17 protein-coding genes are annotated in these 20,486 nt (G+C 66.5%); 11 read left to right on the top strand and 6 right to left on the bottom strand.

Going from position 1 to position 20,486, the window contains the following annotated elements:
* Positions 1-211: 211 nt before the first annotated feature.
* Positions 212-532 (top strand): hypothetical protein, encoded by a 321-nt coding sequence (locus tag ACEN98_RS22940; RefSeq protein ID WP_413387252.1) that lies wholly within the window; start codon positions 212-214, stop codon positions 530-532.
* A gap of 6 nt (positions 533-538) precedes the next feature.
* Here the strand turns inward: ACEN98_RS22940 and ACEN98_RS22945 are convergent, their stop codons facing one another.
* The 3 genes from ACEN98_RS22945 to ACEN98_RS22955 all read right to left on the bottom strand — a co-directional run bounded on the left by ACEN98_RS22945 (position 539) and on the right by ACEN98_RS22955 (position 5,962).
* The gene (locus tag ACEN98_RS22945) at positions 539-1,807 is read right to left on the bottom strand and encodes a CaiB/BaiF CoA transferase family protein (RefSeq protein ID WP_413387253.1); all 1,269 of its coding nucleotides are present in this window, start codon (positions 1,805-1,807) and stop codon (positions 539-541) included.
* 36 nt (positions 1,808-1,843) lie between these two features.
* Positions 1,844-3,625 carry a cation:proton antiporter gene (locus ACEN98_RS22950; protein ID WP_413387255.1) on the bottom strand — a complete coding sequence of 594 codons (1,782 nt, stop codon included), beginning with the start codon at positions 3,623-3,625 and terminating at the stop codon, positions 1,844-1,846.
* A 75-nt stretch (positions 3,626-3,700) separates the two neighbouring features.
* Complete coding sequence (locus ACEN98_RS22955; RefSeq protein ID WP_413387256.1) at positions 3,701-5,962, bottom strand: family 1 glycosylhydrolase; 2,262 nt, start codon at positions 5,960-5,962, stop codon at positions 3,701-3,703.
* 301 nt (positions 5,963-6,263) lie between these two features.
* Between ACEN98_RS22955 and trpS the strand changes: the two genes are divergently transcribed.
* Positions 6,264-7,286 (top strand): tryptophan--tRNA ligase, encoded by a 1,023-nt coding sequence (gene trpS / locus ACEN98_RS22960; RefSeq protein WP_036238519.1) that lies wholly within the window; start codon positions 6,264-6,266, stop codon positions 7,284-7,286.
* A gap of 125 nt (positions 7,287-7,411) precedes the next feature.
* Positions 7,412-8,461 (top strand): serine endopeptidase, encoded by a 1,050-nt coding sequence (locus ACEN98_RS22965; RefSeq protein WP_413387257.1) that lies wholly within the window; start codon positions 7,412-7,414, stop codon positions 8,459-8,461.
* Between the two features lie 9 nt (positions 8,462-8,470).
* Here the strand turns inward: ACEN98_RS22965 and ACEN98_RS22970 are convergent, their stop codons facing one another.
* From ACEN98_RS22970 to ACEN98_RS22980, 3 genes are all read right to left on the bottom strand, one after another.
* Positions 8,471-10,660 carry a glycoside hydrolase family 9 protein gene (locus tag ACEN98_RS22970; protein ID WP_413387258.1) on the bottom strand — a complete coding sequence of 730 codons (2,190 nt, stop codon included), beginning with the start codon at positions 10,658-10,660 and terminating at the stop codon, positions 8,471-8,473.
* 242 nt (positions 10,661-10,902) lie between these two features.
* The gene (locus ACEN98_RS22975; RefSeq protein WP_413387259.1) at positions 10,903-11,361 is read right to left on the bottom strand and encodes a DUF3597 domain-containing protein; all 459 of its coding nucleotides are present in this window, start codon (positions 11,359-11,361) and stop codon (positions 10,903-10,905) included.
* A gap of 31 nt (positions 11,362-11,392) precedes the next feature.
* Positions 11,393-11,911 carry a hypothetical protein gene (locus ACEN98_RS22980; protein ID WP_413387260.1) on the bottom strand — a complete coding sequence of 173 codons (519 nt, stop codon included), beginning with the start codon at positions 11,909-11,911 and terminating at the stop codon, positions 11,393-11,395.
* 210 nt (positions 11,912-12,121) lie between these two features.
* Here ACEN98_RS22980 and ACEN98_RS22985 point away from each other — a divergent pair, with 210 nt between their 5' ends.
* The 8 genes from ACEN98_RS22985 (at position 12,122) to ACEN98_RS23020 (ending at position 20,414) form a co-directional block, all read left to right on the top strand.
* On the top strand, positions 12,122-12,310 hold the full coding sequence (locus ACEN98_RS22985) for an alpha/beta fold hydrolase (protein ID WP_413387261.1): 189 nt from the start codon (positions 12,122-12,124) through the stop codon (positions 12,308-12,310).
* 51 nt (positions 12,311-12,361) lie between these two features.
* Positions 12,362-12,703, top strand: a complete 342-nt coding sequence (locus ACEN98_RS22990) for a DUF1294 domain-containing protein (protein ID WP_413387262.1) — start codon at positions 12,362-12,364, stop codon at positions 12,701-12,703.
* Between the two features lie 21 nt (positions 12,704-12,724).
* The gene (gene ugpQ / locus ACEN98_RS22995; protein ID WP_413387263.1) at positions 12,725-13,477 is read left to right on the top strand and encodes a glycerophosphodiester phosphodiesterase; all 753 of its coding nucleotides are present in this window, start codon (positions 12,725-12,727) and stop codon (positions 13,475-13,477) included.
* A gap of 69 nt (positions 13,478-13,546) precedes the next feature.
* Positions 13,547-15,205 (top strand): flagellinolysin, encoded by a 1,659-nt coding sequence (locus ACEN98_RS23000; protein WP_413387264.1) that lies wholly within the window; start codon positions 13,547-13,549, stop codon positions 15,203-15,205.
* 145 nt (positions 15,206-15,350) lie between these two features.
* Positions 15,351-17,966, top strand: coding sequence for an alanine--tRNA ligase (alaS, locus tag ACEN98_RS23005; protein WP_413387265.1), 2,616 nt, complete (start codon positions 15,351-15,353; stop codon positions 17,964-17,966).
* Between the two features lie 323 nt (positions 17,967-18,289).
* The gene (locus ACEN98_RS23010) at positions 18,290-18,517 is read left to right on the top strand and encodes a sulfurtransferase TusA family protein (protein WP_036238555.1); all 228 of its coding nucleotides are present in this window, start codon (positions 18,290-18,292) and stop codon (positions 18,515-18,517) included.
* 201 nt (positions 18,518-18,718) lie between these two features.
* A complete protein-coding gene (locus ACEN98_RS23015) occupies positions 18,719-19,468 on the top strand; it encodes an electron transfer flavoprotein subunit beta/FixA family protein (protein ID WP_056129015.1) in 750 nt (249 codons plus the stop codon).
* A gap of 13 nt (positions 19,469-19,481) precedes the next feature.
* Entirely contained in the window at positions 19,482-20,414 is a 933-nt protein-coding gene (locus ACEN98_RS23020; protein ID WP_413387267.1) for an electron transfer flavoprotein subunit alpha/FixB family protein, read from the top strand.
* Positions 20,415-20,486 lie beyond the last annotated feature (72 nt).

A 20,486-nucleotide genomic window follows, 5' to 3' on the forward strand; every position in this document is an offset into this window, starting at 1 on the left:
GGGAGCCCACCCTACATATCACCGCAGCCGTAGGGTGGGCACCCCGTGCCCACGCGATGCCCGAGTCGTCAAATCCGGTAAATCAAGCTCCCGGCGCCAAGCTCGTCAATACGGTTCGTGCGCCCCCCGATTCCCATCAGGACTACCATGACGCTCCAGCCCCGCATCCCGTGCGGATGCGGTATCGAGCCATCAATGCAAGGAGTACGTCATGTTGCAAGCAAACGAAATCCAGCAGCGATTCACTCATATTCAGCAAACCATTCAAGAAGCCCAGCAGGCCTGCCAGCAGGATGCGCCCAACGAGATCCGCGACTGCATCGAAAAACTGTCGCGCGAAGCCAGGCAGGCGCAGAGCGTGATGCAGTCGAACGACCAGCAGCGCATCCAGCAATGCGTGGACAGCCTGGAAGACATGGGCGACGAAGCCAAGCGCATCAGCCGCTCGCTGCCGACGATGCCCGCCCACGTCGAAGCCGCGGTGACCCGCGTGCATGCCGAACTGTCGGACCTGAAGCACAAGCTGCACTGACAGGCCTCACACGACGCCGCCCTCGCGCAGGGCGGCGATCTCCGCGTCGGTCTTGCCCAGCACGTCGCGCAAGACTTCCTCCGTGTGCTCGCCCAGCAGCGGCGGTGCCTTGTCGCTCGTGGCCGGCGTGGCCGACATGCGCATCGGGCTGCGCACCAGTTTCACCTGCCCGGCGGTCGGATGCGGCAGGGCGATCTCCATGCCGCGCGCGCGCACCTGCTCGTTGGCGAACACCTCGTCCAGGTCGTTGATCGGACCGCACGGCACGCCCACGGCTTCCAGCAGCGCGATCCACGCCGCGCGCGGCCGCGCGCGTACCATGTCCGCCAGCAGCGGCACGAGCACGTCGCGGTTCTGTACGCGTGCGGGATTGGTGGCGAAGCGCGGGTCGCGCGCCAGTTCCGGGCGGCCGCCCGCTTCCACGAACTTCTGGTACTGGCCGTCGTTGCCGGCGGCGACGATGATGTGGCCGTCGCTGCACGCGAACGTCTGGTACGGCACGATGTTCGCGTGCGCATTGCCCCAGCGTGTCGGCCGCTTGCCGCTGTTCAGGTAATTGCTGCCGACGTTCGCCAGCATCGCGACCTGCGTGTCCAGCAGCGCCATGTCGATGTGCTGGCCTTCGCCGGTGCGGTCGCGGTGGGTCAGCGCGGCGAGCACGGCGACGGTCGCGTACATGCCCGTCATCAGGTCGGTCAGCGCGACGCCCACTTTCTGCGGGCCGCCCCCCGGCAGGTCATCGCGCTCGCCCGTTACCGACATCAGCCCGCCCATGCCCTGGATCAGGAAGTCGTAGCCGGCGCGGTGCGCGTACGGCCCGTCCTGGCCGAAGCCCGTGATCGAGCAGTACACGAGGTCCGGCCTGATGGCCTTCAGCGTGTCGTAATCGAGGCCGTAGCGCTTGAGGTGGCCGACCTTGAAGTTCTCGATGACGACGTCGCAATGGCGCACCAGTTCGCGCAGCAGCGCCTGGCCCGGTTCGCTCGCGATGTCGACCGTGAGCGAGCGCTTGCCGCGGTTGGCCGACAGGTAGTAGGCGGCTTCGGTGGTGGGCCGGCCATCGGCGTCCGGCGCGTACGGCGGGCCCCAGGCGCGCGTGTCGTCGCCGGCGCCGGGGCGCTCGATCTTGATGATGTCGGCGCCAAGGTCGGCGAGGTTCTGCGAGCACCACGGCCCGGCCAGCACGCGCGACAGGTCGAGCACGCGGATGTGGCCCAGCGCGCCCTGCAGGCGATTGTCCGGACCGTTGTGCGGTCCGTTCGGAATGAATGCCATCTGGTCTCCGATTCGATGAGTTGTTCTCGGCGCGGATTATACGTCGCGCTCGTCGCGCTCCCGCGAGCGGGCGTCGTCCAGCGCGGCGGCGAATGCGTCGCGTTCGCGGTCGACGATGTCGTCGACCATGCGCTCGTCCAGCCCCATCCCTTCGAGCACGAAGGCCGACAACTGCAGGCTCGCTTCGAGCGTCTCCGGCACGACGACGTTGGCACCGGCCCGCTTGAGGGCGCGTGCGTGTTTTTCGTCGCGCGAGCGCGCGTACAACTGCACGTGCGGGAATTCGCGCCGGATGCCGCGCACGGCCTGCAGCGCGGAGGCTGGGTGATCCATCGTCAGCACGATTGCCGGCGCCTCGTCCGCATGCACGCGGCGCAGCAGTTCCGGCCGCGCCGCGTTGCCGAAATAAACGGGCACGCCGTTCGCGTGCAGCTGCGAGACGAGCTTCGCGTCGTTCTCGAACGCGACGTAGGGAATCTCCTGGGCCGCGAGCAGCTTGGCCAGCTGCTGGCCGACGCGTCCGAAACCGGCGATGATCACGCGGCCCCGTGCCGCATCGAGCTCGTTGTCGGCGAGGTGAGCCGCGGCGCCCTGGGATTCCGCCGCCGAGCGCTCGCCGATCGCATGGCCGATGCGCGCCAGCAGCGGCGTAATGAACAGCGACAGGCCGACGGCCAGCATCACGCGCGCGCCGAGGGCGCCGTCCAGCAGCTTCGACGCGGTCGCGTAGCCGATCACGATGAACGCGAATTCGCCGCCTTGGCCCAGCAGCAGGCCGCCTTCGATCGCGCGGCCCCACGGCAGGCCGCCGAGCCGCAGCAGCGGCGCGACGACGACGCCCTTGAGCAGGACGAGGCCCAGCACGGCGCACGCGAGCCACAGCGGCGCGTGCAGGATCTGCAGCGCGTCCATGCCCATGCCGACCGTCATGAAGAACAGCCCCATGAGCAGGCCCTTGAACGGCTCGACCATCAGCTCGACCTCGTGCTTGAATTCCGTTTCCGCGAGAAGGAGTCCGGCAATCAGCGCACCGAGCGCCATCGACAGTCCGGCCAGGTGCGACAGCGCGGCGATGCCGAAGGTCGACAGCAGGATCAGGGCCATGAACACGTCCGGCTGGCGATGGCGGGCAAACGCGCGGAACAGCGGGTGCACGACCTTGCCGCCGACGAGGTAGATGAGGGCGATGGCGACGGCCGCCTTGGCCATCGCGAGCAGGGCGATCAACGCGACGTTCGCGCCGCCGCCTTCGTTCTTGCCGAGCGCCCCGATCAGGATCAGGATCGGCACGACGGCGAGATCCTGCAGCATCAGCACGGCGAACGCGGCCTGGCCGACTGGGCTCGCCGTGCGCTGGCTCTCGGCCAGCAACTGCATCACGACGGCCGTCGACGACAGCGACAGCACGAGGCCCAGCACGAGCGCCGCGCCGAGCCGCTGGCCGAGCAGAAGATACGCCGCACCGCCGATCAATGCGGCGCACAGCACCACCTGCGCGCTGCCGGTGCCGAACACCCAGCGCCGCATGGCCCACAGGCGCGCGGCCGAGAGCTCCAGGCCGATCATGAACATGAGGAACAACACGCCCAGCTCGGCCAGCATGGCGACGTTGTCGTTGTTGGGGAACGTGAACAGGCCGAGCGGCGCGAAATCCTGCGCCATGCGCCCGAGCCCGAACGGGCCGAGGAGGGCGCCGACGGCGAGGAAGCCCAGCACCTGGTTGATGCGCAGGCGCTGCAGCAGCGGGATCAGGATGCCGGCAAGGGCGAGGAACAACAGGATTTCGCGCAGGAAGGGGAAGGCGTGTTGCTCTTGCACGGGGTCTGGCCTTTAACGGATGATCATCCCGGCAATTTTAACGCGTGGGCACCCCGTGCCCACGATGCGCAGCCTTCAGGCCTGCCTGCTCTCCGCCATCAGGATCACTTCCTCCATCTCCTGGTCGATCTCGTTGCGCAGCTCGAGATAGCGTCCCAGCGCATGGTCCAGCGACGGCAGCAGGATCCCGCGCTCGCTGTGCAGCCCCGTGTAGCGCGGCCGCGGCGCCGCGAAGCCGTACGACTCGGCCGCTACGGCTTCCAGCCGGCTGGAGTCAACGCCCGCGCGCGCCGCCGCCTGTTCGGCCAGCTCGGCCCACGTCAGCGTGCCGACGTTGGCCAGGTGCCAGACGCCGGACTCGCCGTCGATCGCGAGGTCCAGGCAGGCGTGCACGAGGTCGGGCACGTACGTTGGCGACACGGCCATGTCGCGCGCGGCGCGGAACGGTTCGCCCCGCTCCAGCGTCTGCAGCGCGAGGGTGACGAAGTTGTACTTGTCCCACGGGCCGAAGAAGGCGCTCGTGCGCACGACGAGGGCGCCCGGGTGCTTGTCCTGCACGCGCAGCTCGGCCTCGGCCTTGCTGCGGCCGTAGACGTTCAGCGGCGCGACCGCATCGCTTTCCACGTACGGCCGGTCGAGCGCGCCGTCGAACACGAGGTCGCTGGAGAACGTCGTCAGGTGCACGCCGTGGCGGGCGCACGCGGCGGCCAGGATCGCGGGGCCGATCGCGTTCTCGCGGAAGCAGCGCTCGGCGTCGCGCTCGGCATCGTCCACGCGCACGTAGCCCGCCGTGTTGACGACGGCCCAGGGCCGGTACTTGTCCAGCGCGCGTTCGACGGAGGCCGGGTCCGTGATGTCCATGTCCTGGCGCGACAGCAGCCGGTACGCGAGGTTGCGCTTGCGGCAGATGCGGGCGAACGCGCGGCCCAGCGTGCCGGACGCGCCCGTGATCAGGATCGGTGCCGCGTCCTTGCCGACGAGCGTGTGGCCGTCGGCGGTAATCGACGTCAGCGCATCGGGCGTCGCGACGGGCGTGCACAGCCAGCGGCCCGGCCGGCGCCACCAGCCCTGGCCGCGCAGCACCGGGTGCGACAGCGGTGCGTCGGCCGATAGTTCCCGCATCATGCGCGCGACGGCCGTCGGACGCGGTTCCGGCGCGCGCACGTCGAACGGGCCCGGTTCGTAATAACCGTTGTTGCACGTGACGAGGCTGTTCCAGTCGAACGAGCCCAGCAGCGACCAGACGGTGACGGCGCGCAGGTCGACGCCGTTCGCGCGCACTTCCTTGCCCGCTTCCCAGATCTCCAGCAGCCAGCGCAACTGGTCTTCGCGGTTGGCGTCGATGTGGGCCTCGGTGACGGCGAGCGGGATGTGGTACCGGTCCCAGATCTCGTGCAGCAGCGGGGCGATGCCGGCCGTGGGCGTCGCGAGCGCGCGCGAGGCCTCGATGTCGGCGCACGGGATGCCGTCGGCCACGCCGCGGTGGTGCGCCGGATAACGGTCCGGACGGTGGTCGAGCCAGCGCTCGCTCGTGACGTAGTAATTGACGCCGATGACGTCCGGCGGGCACGGGTTGTCGCGGAACCACAGGAATTCCTCGGCCGGAATACCGGTCTTCGTCAGATACGACCACAGCGCGTGCTCGGGACCGACCATGCCGCACAGCAGGTCCCACGCGAGCCAGCGGCGCTCGTTGTAGAACTCGGCGACTTTGGCCATCTCGGGCGTGCTGTAGGTCTTGCCGAGATCGTCCGTCTGCACCAGTTTCGCGTTTGGATTCACGGCGCGGATCGCGCGCATGGCCAGCACCACGGCGCGGCACTGGTTCAGCAGGGCCTGCACGAACGTGCGGTCGTCGCGGCCGTGCGGGTACCACACGCCGTACAGCCCGGCGAAGCGGGCCGTCGTGCACGGTTCGTTGACGGGGGTGTAGTACTCGATCCAGGGATAGCGCGCGGCCACGGCGCCGGCGTATTCCGCCAGCTGTTCCGCGAACGCGGGGTCGACGAGGCTCGTGTGGCGCGGGCCGCTGCCGTGGTGGATCAGGCCCGCGATCGGCGTGACGCCGTGGGCGCGGAGCGCGTTCAGGCGCTCGTCGGGCCAGGACCAGTCGGCGGCGTGGACGCCGTCGGGCGCCGTGCGTTCCCACAGCACGGGGTAGCGGATGGCGCGGATGCCGAGGGAAGCGAAACGGGCGATGTCGTCGGCCCGGGAGGCGTGGCCGTTACGGTCGAGCTGGTGGAAGTAGTCGTCGCGGACGCGGTTGACGGTGCATTCGAGGCCGCCCCACAGTTCGAGAGGGCGGGCGTGGCTGTTCGTGCTCTTCGTGGAATCCATAAATCACCAATATTGTTAATTTTATTGCAACAAAAAATACGGCATGGCCCCGAACTGGCAAAAAAGTCGGGGAAGCGTTTTGGCTTTCGAGTGGTGGCGGTTGACAGCGACGCGTCAACCTGCAACCATGCCATCCATGAATTTTTCGTATCCACATCCTGTTCTCACCTGGTGGCGCCGCTGATTGCGCGCGGCCAGTGAATTGGATAGGTATTCCGAAACGCCGCCTCGATTCCAAGGTGGCGTTTTTGTTGGCGCAGCAGGATCGAGGCAGGGCGGTTAAACTCCCAAGGAAAACTCGATGAGTCTGCAAACCCCTACCGCTACCACGCCCATCATCCTCACCGGCGACCGTCCCACCGGGCCGCTGCACCTCGGCCACTTCGTCGGCAGCCTGCGCAATCGCGTCACTTACCAGGACCAATATCGCCAGTTCATCATGCTCGCGGACGCCCAGGCGCTCACGGACAATATGGATGATATCGGTAAGGTACACCGGAACGTGATCGAGGTGGCGCTCGATTACCTTGCCGTAGGGATCGACCCCGCCAAATCGACCATCCTGATCCAGTCGCAGATCCCGGAGCTGGCCGAGCTGACCTTTTATTACCTGAACCTCGTGACCGTCGCGCGCCTCGAGCGCAACCCGACCGTCAAGCAGGAAATCATCCTGCGCGGCTTCGAGCGCGACATCCCGGCCGGCTTCCTCACCTACCCGGCCAGCCAGGCCGCCGACATCAGCGCCTTCAAGGCGACCATCGTGCCGGTCGGCGAGGACCAGATCCCGATGATCGAGCAGTGCAACGAGATCGTGCGCAAGTTCAACCGCAACGCCGGCCGCGACATCCTCGTCGAGTGCAAGGCGATCGTGCCGGAAGTCGGCCGCCTGCCGGGCATCGACGGCAAGGCCAAGATGAGCAAGTCGCTGGGCAATACGATCAACCTGGGCGCGTCCGCCGACGAGATCCGCGCCGCCGTCAAGATGGTCTACACGGACCCGCTGCACCTGAAGGTATCCGACCCGGGCCACCTGGAAGGCAACGTCGCGTTCCTGTACCTGGACGCGTTCGACACGGACAAGGAAGGCCTGGCCGAGATGAAGGCGCATTACGTGCGCGGCGGCCTGGGCGATTCCGTCGTCAAGAAGCGCCTGGAAGGCATCCTGCAGGACATGCTGGCGCCGATCCGCGCCCGCCGCGAGGAACTGGCCAAGGACAAGGGCCAGGTCATGCAAATCCTCAAGGAAGGCACGATGAAGGCGCGCGAAGTGGCGGCGCGTACGACGGACGAGGTGCGCAAGGCCCTCGGGTTGTCGTATTTCTAAACCGCAGCGGGTAGCGGAAAACGCGCTTTGAGGTAGCGCAAGGTGATCGCCTTGCGCTTTCTTGTGGTCCGGTTTGTGTATCGATGGCAAGCTGCGGCTTTCGCCACCGATGAAGGAGCCGCACCATGAGCAAAGGATTGCGTTGGACCGAACAATGGATGCGCCGGGCGCTGTGGCTCGTCGCGTTCGTCTTCGCCGGGTTCCTGATCGGGCTCGGCAACCAGGTCGTCGACAACGTGATGTACCTGGAGCCCGTGCCCCCAGCCGAACAATTTCTCGATCCCGCGCAGGCGGGCCCGCTGCGGGCCGCGGTCGAGCAGGCGCAGCAGACGCGCGAAGCGGCGGACGCGGCGCTGGAGCAGGCGCAGCAGAAACACCGCGTGGCGCAGGCCAACACGACAAGCGCACGCGACGCCTTCGACAACTGGATCGCGACGCGCCACGTGACGGCGCGCCCCGACCAGGACACGGAACTGATCGCGCGCAACCGGGAACTCGATAAACTCGTGGCAGCGGAACGCGCCGCGCTCGCCGCGGTCGAAGCCCAGGAGCAGGTCGAACTCGACGCCAAACAGGCCCAGCAGAAGGCCGCGGCGGCCTACGAGGCACTGCTGGAACCGGCACGCGAGGCCGCGAACGAGGCCGCGGCCAGGGCCGCGCGCAAGGTCTTCCTGATCCGTCTCGGCGTGACCCTGCCGCTGCTGCTGGTCGCGGGCGCGCTGTTCAAATACAAGCGCAACGGCACGTACTGGCCGTTCACGTGGGGTTTCATTTTCTTCGCGCTGTTCGCGTTCTTCGTCGAGCTGGTGCCTTACTTGCCCAGCTACGGCGGCTACGTGCGCTACGGCGTGGGCATCGTGGTGACGGTCGTCGTGGGCCGCTACGCGATCCGCTGGCTGCACGCGTGGCTGGAACGCCAGCGGGCCGCGGAGGCCATGCCCGATGCCGAGCGCCGCACGACGATGCGCTACGACGTGGCGATGGAACGCATCGCCAAGAGCGTGTGCCCGTCGTGCGAGCGTGCGACGAATTTCAAGGACGAACACCTGGCCCATTGCCCGCACTGCGGCATCGGCCTGTTCGACCGCTGCCCGGCGTGCACGACGCGCAAGAACGCTTTCACGCGCTACTGCTTTTCGTGCGGCACGCCGGCCAACGTCAGCCTTGCGGACTGAGCGGGGAGCTTACTTCACGAAGCGGGCCAGCAGGCGGATGTACGCCGTCTGGTAGCCGTTCGACGGCTCGCTGACCGACCACGAGTTCAGCGGCCAGCCGTCGTTGAAGTCGAGATAGGTCTTCTGCGACGGTTGGCCATACGGCGGCGACGGCGGGGCCGAGCCGCACTGCGCCGACACGTTCGGGCAGTTGCTGTCCCAGTTGTACTGCGTGCCCGCCGGACCGCCAGCCAGGTAGCCCGGTGCCGGGCCGTACGGCGACTGCTTGGCGTCGTTCCAGGGCGTGCCCTGGGTGAACCACGTATGCCACAGACGGTTGACGGAATTCTCCGCACCGAAGCTGACCATGTTCGACAGGTAGACTTTGCCCAGCGGGTTCACGCCATGCAGGTAGTGCACGTAGTCGGCCGCAGCATTGGCATCCTGCTCGGCCGTGTGGCGGCTGATGCCGTAATAGCTTTCTTCCGCGAACAGCGAGCCGGCGTTCGCCTTGACCGCGTTGCTGGCCCACGTGTACGAGCCGATGAAGGCGCGGTACGGGTCCGTCTGCGCATCGACCTTGCCCCAGCCGTCGTAGTCCGCGCGGCCCCACAGGTCGAGGAATTGCGTACGGATCGCGGTGGCCACGGTGGACGTCGCGTTCGGGAGCGACGCGTAGTACAGCAGGTTGCGGGCGTCGCCGGCGCTGAAGCCCGACAGGTTCCAGCTCTTGAACATCGCCGCATCGGTGTAGTTCGCGTCGACGTAGCTCTTGTACGTGGCATCGCCGGTGGCGGCGAACAGCCGGACGGCAGCCATCAGCTTCAGCGACTTGCGTCCGTTGTCGTCGGTCTCCTGCTGGCCGACGGCGAGTCCCTGGGTGCCGCGGTTCGCATCGTTGTTGTAGAACAGGACGTTCGGGTTGGCCTGCGCCCAGTTCCACGCGTTTTTCGCACGCGTCAGCAGGTCGGCCGCATACGTGTTCAGCGACGCGTTGTTCAGGCTGCCCAGCACCTTGGCGCCTTCCGCGAACGCGGCGGCCGCCGCCAGCGTGGCCGTCGTGCTGGCGTCGCCGTAGTAGCTGGGGCCGGTGGACGAGGACGGCGGGCTCGCACCCACGACGCCGACGACGGACAGCACGGAGCCGTCGCTGTTCTGCATGCGCTTCAGCCAGTCCAGGCCCCACTTCGCTTCGTCGAGGATGTCCGGGATGCCGTTCCACGATTCCGGGAGATTGAAATCGTCGGTGAACACGGTCGGATTCTGGACATAGGCGTCCATCAGTTCGCCCGCGTAGCCGGCCGCCCAGCTCGTGTACTTGTTGTAATCGCCCGCGTCGGCCCAGCCGCCGCGCAGGTCGCGCGCCGTGGCGGCGTTGCCGGAATCGAGGAAGCGCCGTGCCTGCGAATCCTGGCCCGGGCCGAGGTTGCTGGCGCCGTCGGCCCAGTTCAGGCCGGCATTGTTCGCGGTGTGGGCCTGGCCTAGACGCTGGTAGTAGAACATGCGCACGGCCTGGACCAGCACGTTGCGGTAGACGTTGTCGCCGATCTCGAAGCGGGCCGAGCGCTGGCCGCCGGCATCGACGATTTCATACGTGCCCGGCGTCGTGATGTTGCTGAAGTCGAAGTGCCAGACCTGGTCGCCCGACGACGGATCGGTGGCGCGCGTGTTCCACTCCGTGGGCCACCACGTGTACACGGTCGCGCCCGTGGCTGAGTTCACCACGCTGACCTGTTGCGGCCAGAACTGGGGGCTGTTCGCGTCGTAGCCGGCGCGGGGCATGCGCAGCACCGCCACCTTGCGCGCGTTGGTCAGGTAGCCGAACTGGTCGACCATGATGTACTTGCCGGCATTGGCCGCCTGCGCCGGCCACACCGTGAAGTTGTACTGCTGGGTCGACTTGGCGCCGCAGCTGTTCGTGTACGTGGCCGTGGCCGTGCAGGTGGTGGCGCTGGTGCCGGTATTGGCGAGCTTGATGGTCTGTTCGCGCGCCGCCCCCGATGTGCCGCAACCACTCCACGCCCACGTGCCGCCCGATGCCGGTTGCGGCCCGAGGACGACGGTCGAGCCGGTGTTCAGGGCGAGCGACGACGTCATTGCCCATGACGTCGTGCCATTGATGTTGACGTACGGGGTGGTGGTACTGGATTGGCACGTTTGTGCCCACGCGGGTGCGCTCAAGGCTGCCAGTGTCAGCAGTACGCTTTTTTTGATCTCCATCCTTTTTCTCGTTGTCGTGTGCAGGCCGGGCTCGTCGCGCCAGTCCCGTTCAGGCGTGGGCAGGCCGGACTTCAACGGCCGGCCGTCGTTGAAGCCGCTGAAAGCAGCGGATGATGCGTCATCGGGGATGTATGGTTGAGTTGATTATGCGAGGGACATGGCGTCGCTGCCAGACCGAAAACCGTCAACTCGAGGTATGAAATTCGCCGACGGCATGGACGCCGCCGGCGGGTGGGAGGAGGTTAGTCCTTGAGGTCGGCCGGCACCTTGCCGCCGTTTGCCGCCAGCTTGTTCATGACCTGGCGGTGCAGCCAGATGTTCATGCTGGCCGAGTCGCTGGTATCGCCGGAATAGTTCAGCTCGGCGGCCAGTTCCTTGCGTGCCTGCAGGCTGGAATCGAGGCCCAGCAGCTTCAGCAGGTCGACGATCGACGTGCGCCAGTTCAGCTGTTGGCCGGATTGCTGCTGCATGTTGTTCAGGACAGCTTCCACGTCGACCTGCTGCATCGGTGCCGCCGCCGGCGCGCTTGCCGCGGGCGCGGCCTGCGGTGGTTGCGCGGGCTGCTGTGCCGGTTGCTGCGCGGGTGGCTGCGTCGGCTGCGGCGCGCGTTGCTGGGCGCCCGGGGCCGCCTGGCTGCTGTTCTGCGCGGCCGGGTGCGAGGACGGGAAAATCTTGTGGAAGATATTGCTCAGGATACCCATGTCGATTCCTTCTCGATGATGGTGGATGCGCTCAGTGGCGCTGCATGCCCTGGGCCATGTGGCCAAGCGCGATCGCCAGTGCGGCGCCGCCGATGGCCTTGACCAGGGTCGGGTGTTCGGCATAGAAGTCGCCCATGCGTTCGACGATGCCGGGATTCTGCTGCTCGGCCTTGGCGGCCAGTTCCTGCACCTGTTCCGGCGAGACCTGGTTCGCCTGTTCCGGCGACACGCGGGCCTGGTCGGCGCCGAGCAGGTTGCCGAGCGAGCCGCCGGCGACGGACGCCAGCACGGACGGTCCCACATTGGCCAGCAGGTGGTTCAGCATGCCGGCACGCTGGTCGGGATTGCTGTTGCCAAACAGCTGGCCGACCATCTGCGAAAACGGCGGTGTCTGGTCCGAGCGCAGCGCCTGCGTCACGCCCTGCGCGACGGTGGCGCGCGGCACGTTCTGCGCCACGTGGTCGAAATCGTTCTCGGCCTGCGCCGGGTTGGCGTTCGGGTTGGCTCCGCCCAGGTATTGCTGCAACAGGTTGCCCAAATCAAAGCTCATGATGTTCTCCACGTTGAAACCTCGAAGCGCAAGGGTAGGCGTTCGCGGAGCATTCCTCCGTACGTTCGCTAACGGAGGGGCGGCATCTATAATCCGCATTGCTGTACATAAATAAAACAACTTGCCCGAGAGAGACTATGCACGGGCGAACTGGGCAACGCGCTGTTCGGCGGCGGCTTCACGCAATACCGCTACGCCCATCCGGAACGGATGACGATGCCCGTGCTCGTGCTGGCCGGCGCCGCGGACGATGCGATCGGCCTGCCGGCCCAGCGCGCGCTGGGCCAGGCGTTGCCGCATGCGCGCGTCGTCGACTACGCGGGCGCCGGACACTTCCTGTACCTCGATGCGCCCGACCGGTTGACGCGCGACGTCACGGACTTCCTGGCCACGCCCTGACGGTGGGGTTGCCCGGTGGACACCCGCGCCGCCGGCGCGTAAGCTGGCGCCATGATCTATACGCCGCTGCTGTTCTTTTTTGCCCTGTATGGCTACGCCGCACTTGCCCTCGGCCTGCCGGCCGCGGTGGGCGTCGCGTACGCGCTCGCGAGCGCCGCCTGTTTCGCACTGTATGCGCGCGACAAGGCGGCCGCGCGGCGCGGCGACCGGCGTACGCCCGAGTGGCACTTACTGCTGCTGGGGCTGGCCGGCGGCTGGCCGGGCGGCTTGCTGGCGCAACAATGGCTGCGGCACAAGACCGTGAAACGTCCGTTCCGGCAGGGGTTCTGGCTGACCGTCGGCCTCAACCTGGCCGGTTTCTGCTGGCTGGCGCGCGCGCTGGCGCCGGCCTGACTACCGTTCGGGAGGAATACCATGTGGCCTTACCCCAGGATCCTGGCCCACCGCGGCGGCGGCACGCTGGCGCCGGAAAACACGGTGGCCGGACTGCGCCGCGGCATGGACGCGGGTTTTCGCGCCATCGAATTCGACGTCATGCTGGCGCGCGACGGCGTCCCCGTCGTGCTGCACGACCCCAGGCTGGGCCGCACGGTGGCCGGGACGGGATCGGTGGCGGACATCGATGCGCTCGACCTCGCCGCGCGCGATGCGGGCTCGTGGTTCGGTCCGGAATACGAGGGCGAACCGGTGCCGCTGTTCGTCGAATTCGCGCAGTATTGCAAGGCCCACGGCGTGTGGATGAACATCGAGATCAAGCCCGTGCCCGGCCATGACGAGGCGACCGGCACCGTGGTCGCGCGCCTGGCGGCCGCGCTGTTCGCCGCCGAGATCGCCGCAGGCAGGATGGCGCAGGTGCCGCTGCTGTCGTCGTTCAGCGAGACCGCGCTGGCGGCGGCCCGGGAGGCCGCGCCCCAGGTCCCGCGCGCCTGGCTGACGGAGGCGTTGCCGCGGGATTGGGAAGCCCGTGCGCGGGCGCTGGACGCCGTCGCGATCCACACCGACCATACGCGGCTGACGGCGGCCGGCGCCGCGCACGTGAAAGCCGCCGGCTTCGGCCTGTTCTGCTACACGGTCAACGCGCCGGCGCGGGCGCGCGAACTGTTCGGCTGGGGCGTGGACGGGTTGTGCACGGACCGGATCGACCTCATCCCGCCTGATTTTTCCTAGAACCAAAATTTTCCCTCAAGAATTGTAACGTCTTGTCGTTAATGACATTCGGCTCCCGGTCACGGCCTTATGTCACTTTCGATCAATAATCAATCGTTGTCCCTGAACGCCCAGCGCAAGCTGGCGGAGCACACGAACGAGGTGACGCGCCTCGTCGCGCGCCTGAGCTCGGGCACCGGCATCGCGAGCGCCGCCGACGATCCGGCCGGCCAGGCCATCACGGGCCGCATGAGGTCGCAGCTGACCGGGATGCGCCAGGCCTCGCGCGGCATCAACGACGCGACGTCGATGCTGCAGGTGGCGGACAGCGCGCTGTCGAACATCAACGACAGCCTGCAGCGCCTGCGCGAATTGGCGGTGGCGTCCGGCAACGGCTCGTACACGGACAGCGACCGCAACACGTTGCAGGCGGAAGCGGACCAGATCCTGTCCCAGATCACCCAGGTGGGCAATGGCGCCTCGTTCAATGGCCAGGCGATCTTTTCGCCGGCGTCCGAGAGCGGTAGCGAGGACAAGAAGAAGCGTGCCGTGCTCGACAGCCTCAAGGCCGGCTGGCTGAGCGCCGCCGAAGACATGGTCCAGCAGTACTACGGCCTGCAGGGCGATGGCTCGACCCTGAAGATCAACCTCGACACGACGGACGGCAAGAGTGGCGTGCTTGCGTCCGTCACGGGCGCGTCGGGGCTCGGCAACGACGTCACGCTGAACATCGACATGGCCGATTTCAGCGACATCAGCACGCCGGACGGCGGCACCGGACCGATGTACGACGACCGCGTCATTGCGCACGAGATGGTGCACGCGATCATGCTGCACTCGACCGGCATGAATCTTCCCCAGTGGTTCATCGAGGGCACGGCCGAGCTGATCCATGGCGCCGACGAACGCCTGGCCGGTGCGCTGGCGGGCGGGCAGACGGCGCAGGGCATCGTCGACACGATCACGGGCGGCGGCTTCAGCTATGAAGGCGGCTACGTCGCCTCGCGCTACCTGCATGAGCGGTTGAAATCGATGGGCGTCGATGGCGGCATGAAGGGCCTGATGACTTACCTGAACGGGCACCAGGGCACCGACCTCGACACGGCGCTGAAGGCCGTCACGGGCGGGCAGTACCAGGGCACCGGCGACTTCATGACGGAATTCGCCGCCAATGGCGCCGGCTTCATCGGGGGCATGAACCTGGCGAATGCGGACACGGGCGCGATCGGCGGCCTCGACGCGGACGGCGGGCCGACGCGCGACGCGCGGGGCGTCGTGCCGGAATCCGGCTTCGGCACGACCGCCCGGCCGCTGCGCAACTTCAAGGTCGAGTATCCGGACATCGGCGGCGGGGGTGTGGGCAGGCACCGGATGCAGATCCAGGTCGGAGCGTCCGCCGGCGACCTGGTCGAGATGGAGTTCGCGGCCGTGAACGCCAGCGCGCTGGGCCTCGCGGACCTGGACATGCGCAACCCGGCGGTGGCGCTGCTGCACATCGACGACGCCCTCGCGTCCGTCAACGAGCAGCGCGTGCAGGTGGGCGCCTACAGCAACCGCATGGACGCCGCGGCCAGCAACAACCAGACGATGTCGATGAACCTGGAGGCGGCGAAGAGCCGCATCGAGGACGTCGACTATGCCGGGGCCGCGGTCCGGCTGACGCGCGCCCAGATCCTGCAGCAGGCGGCATCCGCCATGCTGAGCCAGGCCAATGGCGAGCCGAGGGCGGTGCTGGCCCTGTTGCGCTGAGCGGCGCCCGGTGGGCACGGGGTGCCCACACTACGGCCTGTTGTCGTTTCTGCAACGGCAAATTGCACAAGTACAGTTAACTGCCGATACCACGCTATAATCGATTTTCTTTATATAGCAAGCTGCCTGAATCCGCCCCTACGACATGAAATCCACCGAAATACGCGAAAAGTTTCTCAAGTTCTTTGAGTCCAAAGGCCACACGATCGTCCGCTCCAGCCCGCTCGTGCCGGGTAACGACCCGACGATGTTGTTGACCAACAGCGGCATGGTGCAGTTCAAGGACGTGTTCCTGGGCCTGGATACGCGTCCGTACAAGCGCGCCACCACCGTACAGCGCTGCGTACGCGCCGGCGGCAAGCACAACGACCTGGAAAACGTCGGCTACACCGCGCGCCACCACACGTTCTTCGAAATGCTGGGCAATTTCAGCTTCGGCGATTATTTCAAGCGCGACGCCATCCACTTCGCCTGGGAACTGCTGACCAAGGTCTATAACCTGCCGGCGGAAAAGCTGACCATCACCGTCTACTTCGAAGACGACGAAGCCTACGGCATCTGGGCGAATGAAATCGGCGTGCCGACGGAACGCATCATCCGCATCGGCGACAACAAGGGTGCGCGCTACGCGTCGGACAACTTCTGGCAGATGGCCGACACCGGCCCGTGCGGTCCGTGCACGGAAATCTTCTACGACCACGGCGCCGAGATCTGGGGTGGTCCTCCGGGCTCGCCGGAAGAAGACGGCGACCGCTTCATCGAGATCTGGAACCTCGTGTTCATGCAGTTCAACCGCGACGAAGCCGGCGTGCTGACCCCGCTGCCGAAGCCGTCGATCGACACCGGCATGGGCCTGGAGCGCCTGGCCGCCGTGCTGCAGCACGTGCACTCGAACTACGAGATCGACCTGTTCCAGAACCTGATCAAGGCTGCCGCCCGCGAAACCGGCGCGACCGACCTCGCGAACAACTCGCTGAAGGTCATCGCCGACCACATCCGCGCCGCCAGCTTCATGATCGTCGACGGCATCATCCCGAGCAGCGAAGGCCACGGCTACGTCCTGCGCCGCATCATCCGCCGCGCGCTGCGCCATGGCCACAAGCTGGGCCAGACGAAGCCGTTCTTCTACAAGCTCGTGGACGACCTCGACGTCGAGATGGGCGCCGCGTATCCGGAGCTGCACGACGCGAAAGAACGCGTGATGCAGACCCTGAAGGCCGAGGAAGAGCGCTTCGGCGAAACCCTCGAGCACGGCATGAAGATCCTGGAAGCGCAGCTCGCGAAGGATCCGCAGAACCTCGACGGCGGCACCGCCTTCACCTTGTACGACACCTACGGCTTCCCGCTGGACCTGACCGCGGACATCTGCCGCGAGCGCGGCATCAAGCTGGACGAAGAGGGCTTCGCTGCCGCCATGGAGCAGCAGAAGAAGACCGCCCGCGCCGCCGGCAAGTTCAAGATGGCCGCCAACGTGGAGTATTCGGGCGAGAAGACGACCTTCGTCGGCTACGACGCCCTCGTGCACAACAGCCGCGTGCTCGCGCTGTACTCGGGCGGCGCACCGGTCCAGGAACTGAAAGCGGGCCAGGACGGCATCGTCGTGCTGGACACGACCCCGTTCTACGCCGAGTCCGGCGGCCAGGTGGGCGACAAGGGCCTGCTGAAGGCACAGGGCGGCGTGTTCGAAGTGGAAGACACCCTGAAGATCCAGGCGGAAGTGTTCGGCCACCACGGCGTGCTGCAGTCCGGCTCGCTGAAAGTGGGCGACATGGTCGACGCGCAAGTCGACGAAGTGAAGCGCGCCCGCACGATCCGCAACCACTCGGCGACGCACCTGATGCACAAGGCGTTGCGCGAAGTGCTGGGCGGCCACGTGCAGCAGAAGGGCTCGCTGGTCGATCCGGACAAGACCCGCTTCGACTTCAGCCACAACGCGCCGCTGACGGCCGAGCAGATCGCCCAGGTGGAAACCATCGTGAATCGCGAAATTCTCGAGAATCACGCGACCCAGGCCCAGCACATGTCGATGGACGATGCGATCAAGCATGGCGCCATGGCCCTGTTCGGCGAGAAATACGGCGACACCGTGCGCGTGCTGGACATCGGCTCGTCGAAGGAACTGTGCGGCGGCGTGCACGTCACCCGCACGGGCGACATCGGCCTGTTCAAGATCGTGTCCGAATCGGGCGTGGCCGCCGGCATCCGCCGCGTGGAAGCCGTGACGGGCGAGGGCGCTCTGGCCCTCGTGCAAGCGATCAACCGCAAGCTGAACGAAGCGGCCGGCGCGCTGAAGACGAGCCCGGACGAACTGCCGTCGCGCATCGCCCAGGTGCAGGACCAGGTCAAGTCGCTGGAGAAGGAAATCGCCGCGCTGAAGTCGAAGCTGGCTGCCGGCCAGGGCGACGAACTGGTGACGAAGGCCATTGACGTTAACGGCATCAAGGTGCTGGCCGCCACGATGGAAGGCGCCGACGTTGGGAGTCTCCGCGAGACGATGGACAAGCTGAAGGACAAGCTTGGGACGGCCGCCATCGTGTTGGCGTCGGTGCTTGAGGGCAAGGTCAGCCTGATCGCCGGCGTCACGGCCGACGCGACGTCCAGGGTCAAGGCGGGCGATCTCGTCAACTTCGTCGCCAAGCAGGTCGGCGGCAAGGGCGGCGGCCGTCCGGACATGGCCCAGGCCGGCGGTACGGATCCGGCGGCGCTGCCGCAGGCGCTGGCGGGCGTCGCCGGCTGGGTCGGCGAGCGCGTTTCCGCATAACCGTAATCGCGCGTTGTAACCGCGCCGCCGCAATATGCATGTCGTGGCGGCGCGTACGTTGTAAATCGAATGGGATTTGAGCTGAATCAACTCTTGTTTCGATGGGTAAGTGGACGGCACAGCCGTCCGCCCCGCATCCCTCTCATCCGGTCATCTCCGCCTCATCTCTATCTGCCTGTCAAGTAATTGCCGTTGTTACAACGCAACACTGATACCAAATTTTGGTGCGGCGCGTCATAATGGGCTAATTGGAGTACTATCGGGTCCATGCCCTACCAACTAGCAGGCAATCGATGAGCGAAACCATAATCGACACCGGCACCATCGAGGTCCAGAAGGACCTGGATGCGCGTGGCTTGAATTGCCCGCTGCCGATCCTCAAGGCCAAGAAGGCCCTCGCGGAACTGGCCAGCGGCGAGGTGCTGCGCATCGTCGCCACCGACACCGGTTCGGTACGCGACTTCCAGGCGTTCGCCAAGCAGACGGGCAACGCCCTGCTGGCGCACACGCACATCAACGGCGAATTCACGTTCTGGCTGCGCCGGAAATAACGACAGCCTTTTCCTGAAGCCCGGCACGCCGGGCATTCCATCCCCACCCGCAAGGAAACCCGCTGACGCACAATCAAGTACGATTAGGGCATTTCCTCTAACCGAAAAACGCACGATCGTGCTTTAATTCTGACCTGAACGGAATTTGCTCTTATAATTCGGATCATTTTTAGTCTTTCACCCATTTTTCAAAGGCACACTATGAAAGTCCTGGTACCCGTCAAACGCGTGGTCGACTACAACGTCAAGGTCCGCGTCAAGTCCGACGGCAGCGGCGTCGATATCGCCAACGTCAAGATGTCGATGAACCCGTTCGACGAGATCGCGGTGGAAGAAGCCACGCGCCTGAAGGAAGCCGGCAAGGTCACCGAGATCGTGGCCGTGACCTGCGGCGTGGCCCAGGCCCAGGAAACCCTGCGTACCGCGATGGCGATCGGCGCCGACCGCGGCGTGCTGGTCGAGACCGGTGCCGAGATCGAGCCGCTGGGCGTCGCCAAGGTGCTGAAAGCGCTGGCCGTCGAAGAGCAGCCGCAGCTGATCATCCTGGGCAAGCAGGCGATCGACGACGATTCGAACCAGACCGGCCAGATGCTGGCTGCGCTGCTGGGCTGGCCGCAGGCGACGTTCGCGTCGAAGGTCGTGCTGGAAGACGGCAAGGTCACCGTGACCCGCGAAGTGGACGGCGGCCTGGAAACCGTGGCCCTGAGCCTGCCGGCCATCGTCACCACCGACCTGCGCCTGAACGAGCCGCGCTATGTCACGCTGCCGAACATCATGAAGGCCAAGAAAAAGCCGCTGACGACCGTCAAGCCGGAAGACCTGGGCGTCGACGTCACGCCGCGCCTGAAGACCGTCAAGGTCGCCGAACCGGCCAAGCGTTCGGCCGGCGTCAAGGTGCCCGATGTGGCGACCCTGGTTGCGAAGCTGCGCACCGAAGCTAAAGTCATCTAATTAAGGAATAACCATGGTCGCACTCGTCATTGCTGAACACGACAACGCCCACCTGAAGGCTGTCACCCTGAACACCGTCACCGCGGCCGCGCAATGCGGCGGCGATGTCCACATCCTCGTCGCCGGCAGCGGCTGCGGCGCCGTCGCGGAAGCCGCCGCCAAGGTCGCGGGCGTGGCGAAAGTGCTGGTCGCCGACGCGCCGCAGTTCGCCGACGGCCTCGCCGAGAACGTCGCCGAGCAGATCCTGGCCGTGGCTGGCGCTTACTCGCACATCCTGGCCCCGGCTTCTGCCTTCGGCAAGAACGTGCTGCCGCGCGTCGCCGCCAAGCTGGACGTCGCCCAGATCTCGGAAATCACCAAGGTCGACTCGCCCGACACGTTCGAGCGTCCGATCTACGCCGGTAACGCCATCGCCACCGTGCAGTCGACGGACAACGTGAAAGTCATCACCGTGCGCGGCACCGGCTTCGACGCCGCCGCAGCGGAAGGTGGTTCGGCCGCCGTCGACACCGTCGCCGCCGTCGCGGACTCGGGCAAATCGTCGTTCGTCGGCCGCGAGCTGGCCAAGTCGGACCGTCCGGAACTGACCGGTGCCAAGGTCGTCGTTTCCGGCGGCCGCGGCATGGGCTCGGGCGACAACTTCAAGATCCTGGAGCCGCTGGCCGACAAGCTAGGCGCCGCGATGGGCGCATCGCGCGCCGCCGTCGACGCGGGCTATGTGCCGAACGACTGGCAGGTGGGCCAGACCGGCAAGATCGTCGCCCCGCAGCTGTACATCGCCGTCGGTATCTCGGGCGCGATCCAGCACCTCGCCGGCATGAAGGATTCGAAGACCATCGTCGCCATCAACAAGGATCCGGAAGCGCCGATCTTCTCGGTGGCCGACTACGGCATCGTCGGCGACCTGTTCGAGGTCGTGCCGGCGCTGGTCAAGGAACTGGGCTAAACCGTCGTTCCCGCGCAGGCGGGAACCCATGCTGAATCAAACGTAGTCACTGCGGCGTGTATTTTGTATGGG

This window comes from Massilia sp. CT11-137 (assembly GCF_047302885.1).
In the GTDB taxonomy this organism is placed as follows: domain Bacteria; phylum Pseudomonadota; class Gammaproteobacteria; order Burkholderiales; family Burkholderiaceae_D; genus Telluria; species Telluria orientalis.

Excerpts from the sequence above, each read along its gene's own strand:
- ACEN98_RS22940 (WP_413387252.1), top strand. The coding sequence starts at position 212 with ATGTTGCAAGCAAACGAAATCCAGCAGCGATTCACTCATATTCAGCAA.
- ACEN98_RS22945 (WP_413387253.1), bottom strand. The coding sequence starts at position 1,807 with ATGGCATTCATTCCGAACGGACCGCACAACGGTCCGGACAATCGCCTG.
- ACEN98_RS22955 (WP_413387256.1), bottom strand. The coding sequence starts at position 5,962 with ATGGATTCCACGAAGAGCACGAACAGCCACGCCCGCCCTCTCGAACTG.
- trpS (WP_036238519.1), top strand. The coding sequence starts at position 6,264 with ATGAGTCTGCAAACCCCTACCGCTACCACGCCCATCATCCTCACCGGC.
- ACEN98_RS22965 (WP_413387257.1), top strand. The coding sequence starts at position 7,412 with ATGAGCAAAGGATTGCGTTGGACCGAACAATGGATGCGCCGGGCGCTG.
- ACEN98_RS22970 (WP_413387258.1), bottom strand. The coding sequence starts at position 10,660 with ATGGAGATCAAAAAAAGCGTACTGCTGACACTGGCAGCCTTGAGCGCA.
- ACEN98_RS22975 (WP_413387259.1), bottom strand. The coding sequence starts at position 11,361 with ATGGGTATCCTGAGCAATATCTTCCACAAGATTTTCCCGTCCTCGCAC.
- ACEN98_RS22980 (WP_413387260.1), bottom strand. The coding sequence starts at position 11,911 with ATGAGCTTTGATTTGGGCAACCTGTTGCAGCAATACCTGGGCGGAGCC.
- ACEN98_RS22985 (WP_413387261.1), top strand. The coding sequence starts at position 12,122 with ATGACGATGCCCGTGCTCGTGCTGGCCGGCGCCGCGGACGATGCGATC.
- ACEN98_RS22990 (WP_413387262.1), top strand. The coding sequence starts at position 12,362 with ATGATCTATACGCCGCTGCTGTTCTTTTTTGCCCTGTATGGCTACGCC.
- ugpQ (WP_413387263.1), top strand. The coding sequence starts at position 12,725 with ATGTGGCCTTACCCCAGGATCCTGGCCCACCGCGGCGGCGGCACGCTG.
- ACEN98_RS23000 (WP_413387264.1), top strand. The coding sequence starts at position 13,547 with ATGTCACTTTCGATCAATAATCAATCGTTGTCCCTGAACGCCCAGCGC.
- alaS (WP_413387265.1), top strand. The coding sequence starts at position 15,351 with ATGAAATCCACCGAAATACGCGAAAAGTTTCTCAAGTTCTTTGAGTCC.
- ACEN98_RS23015 (WP_056129015.1), top strand. The coding sequence starts at position 18,719 with ATGAAAGTCCTGGTACCCGTCAAACGCGTGGTCGACTACAACGTCAAG.
- ACEN98_RS23020 (WP_413387267.1), top strand. The coding sequence starts at position 19,482 with ATGGTCGCACTCGTCATTGCTGAACACGACAACGCCCACCTGAAGGCT.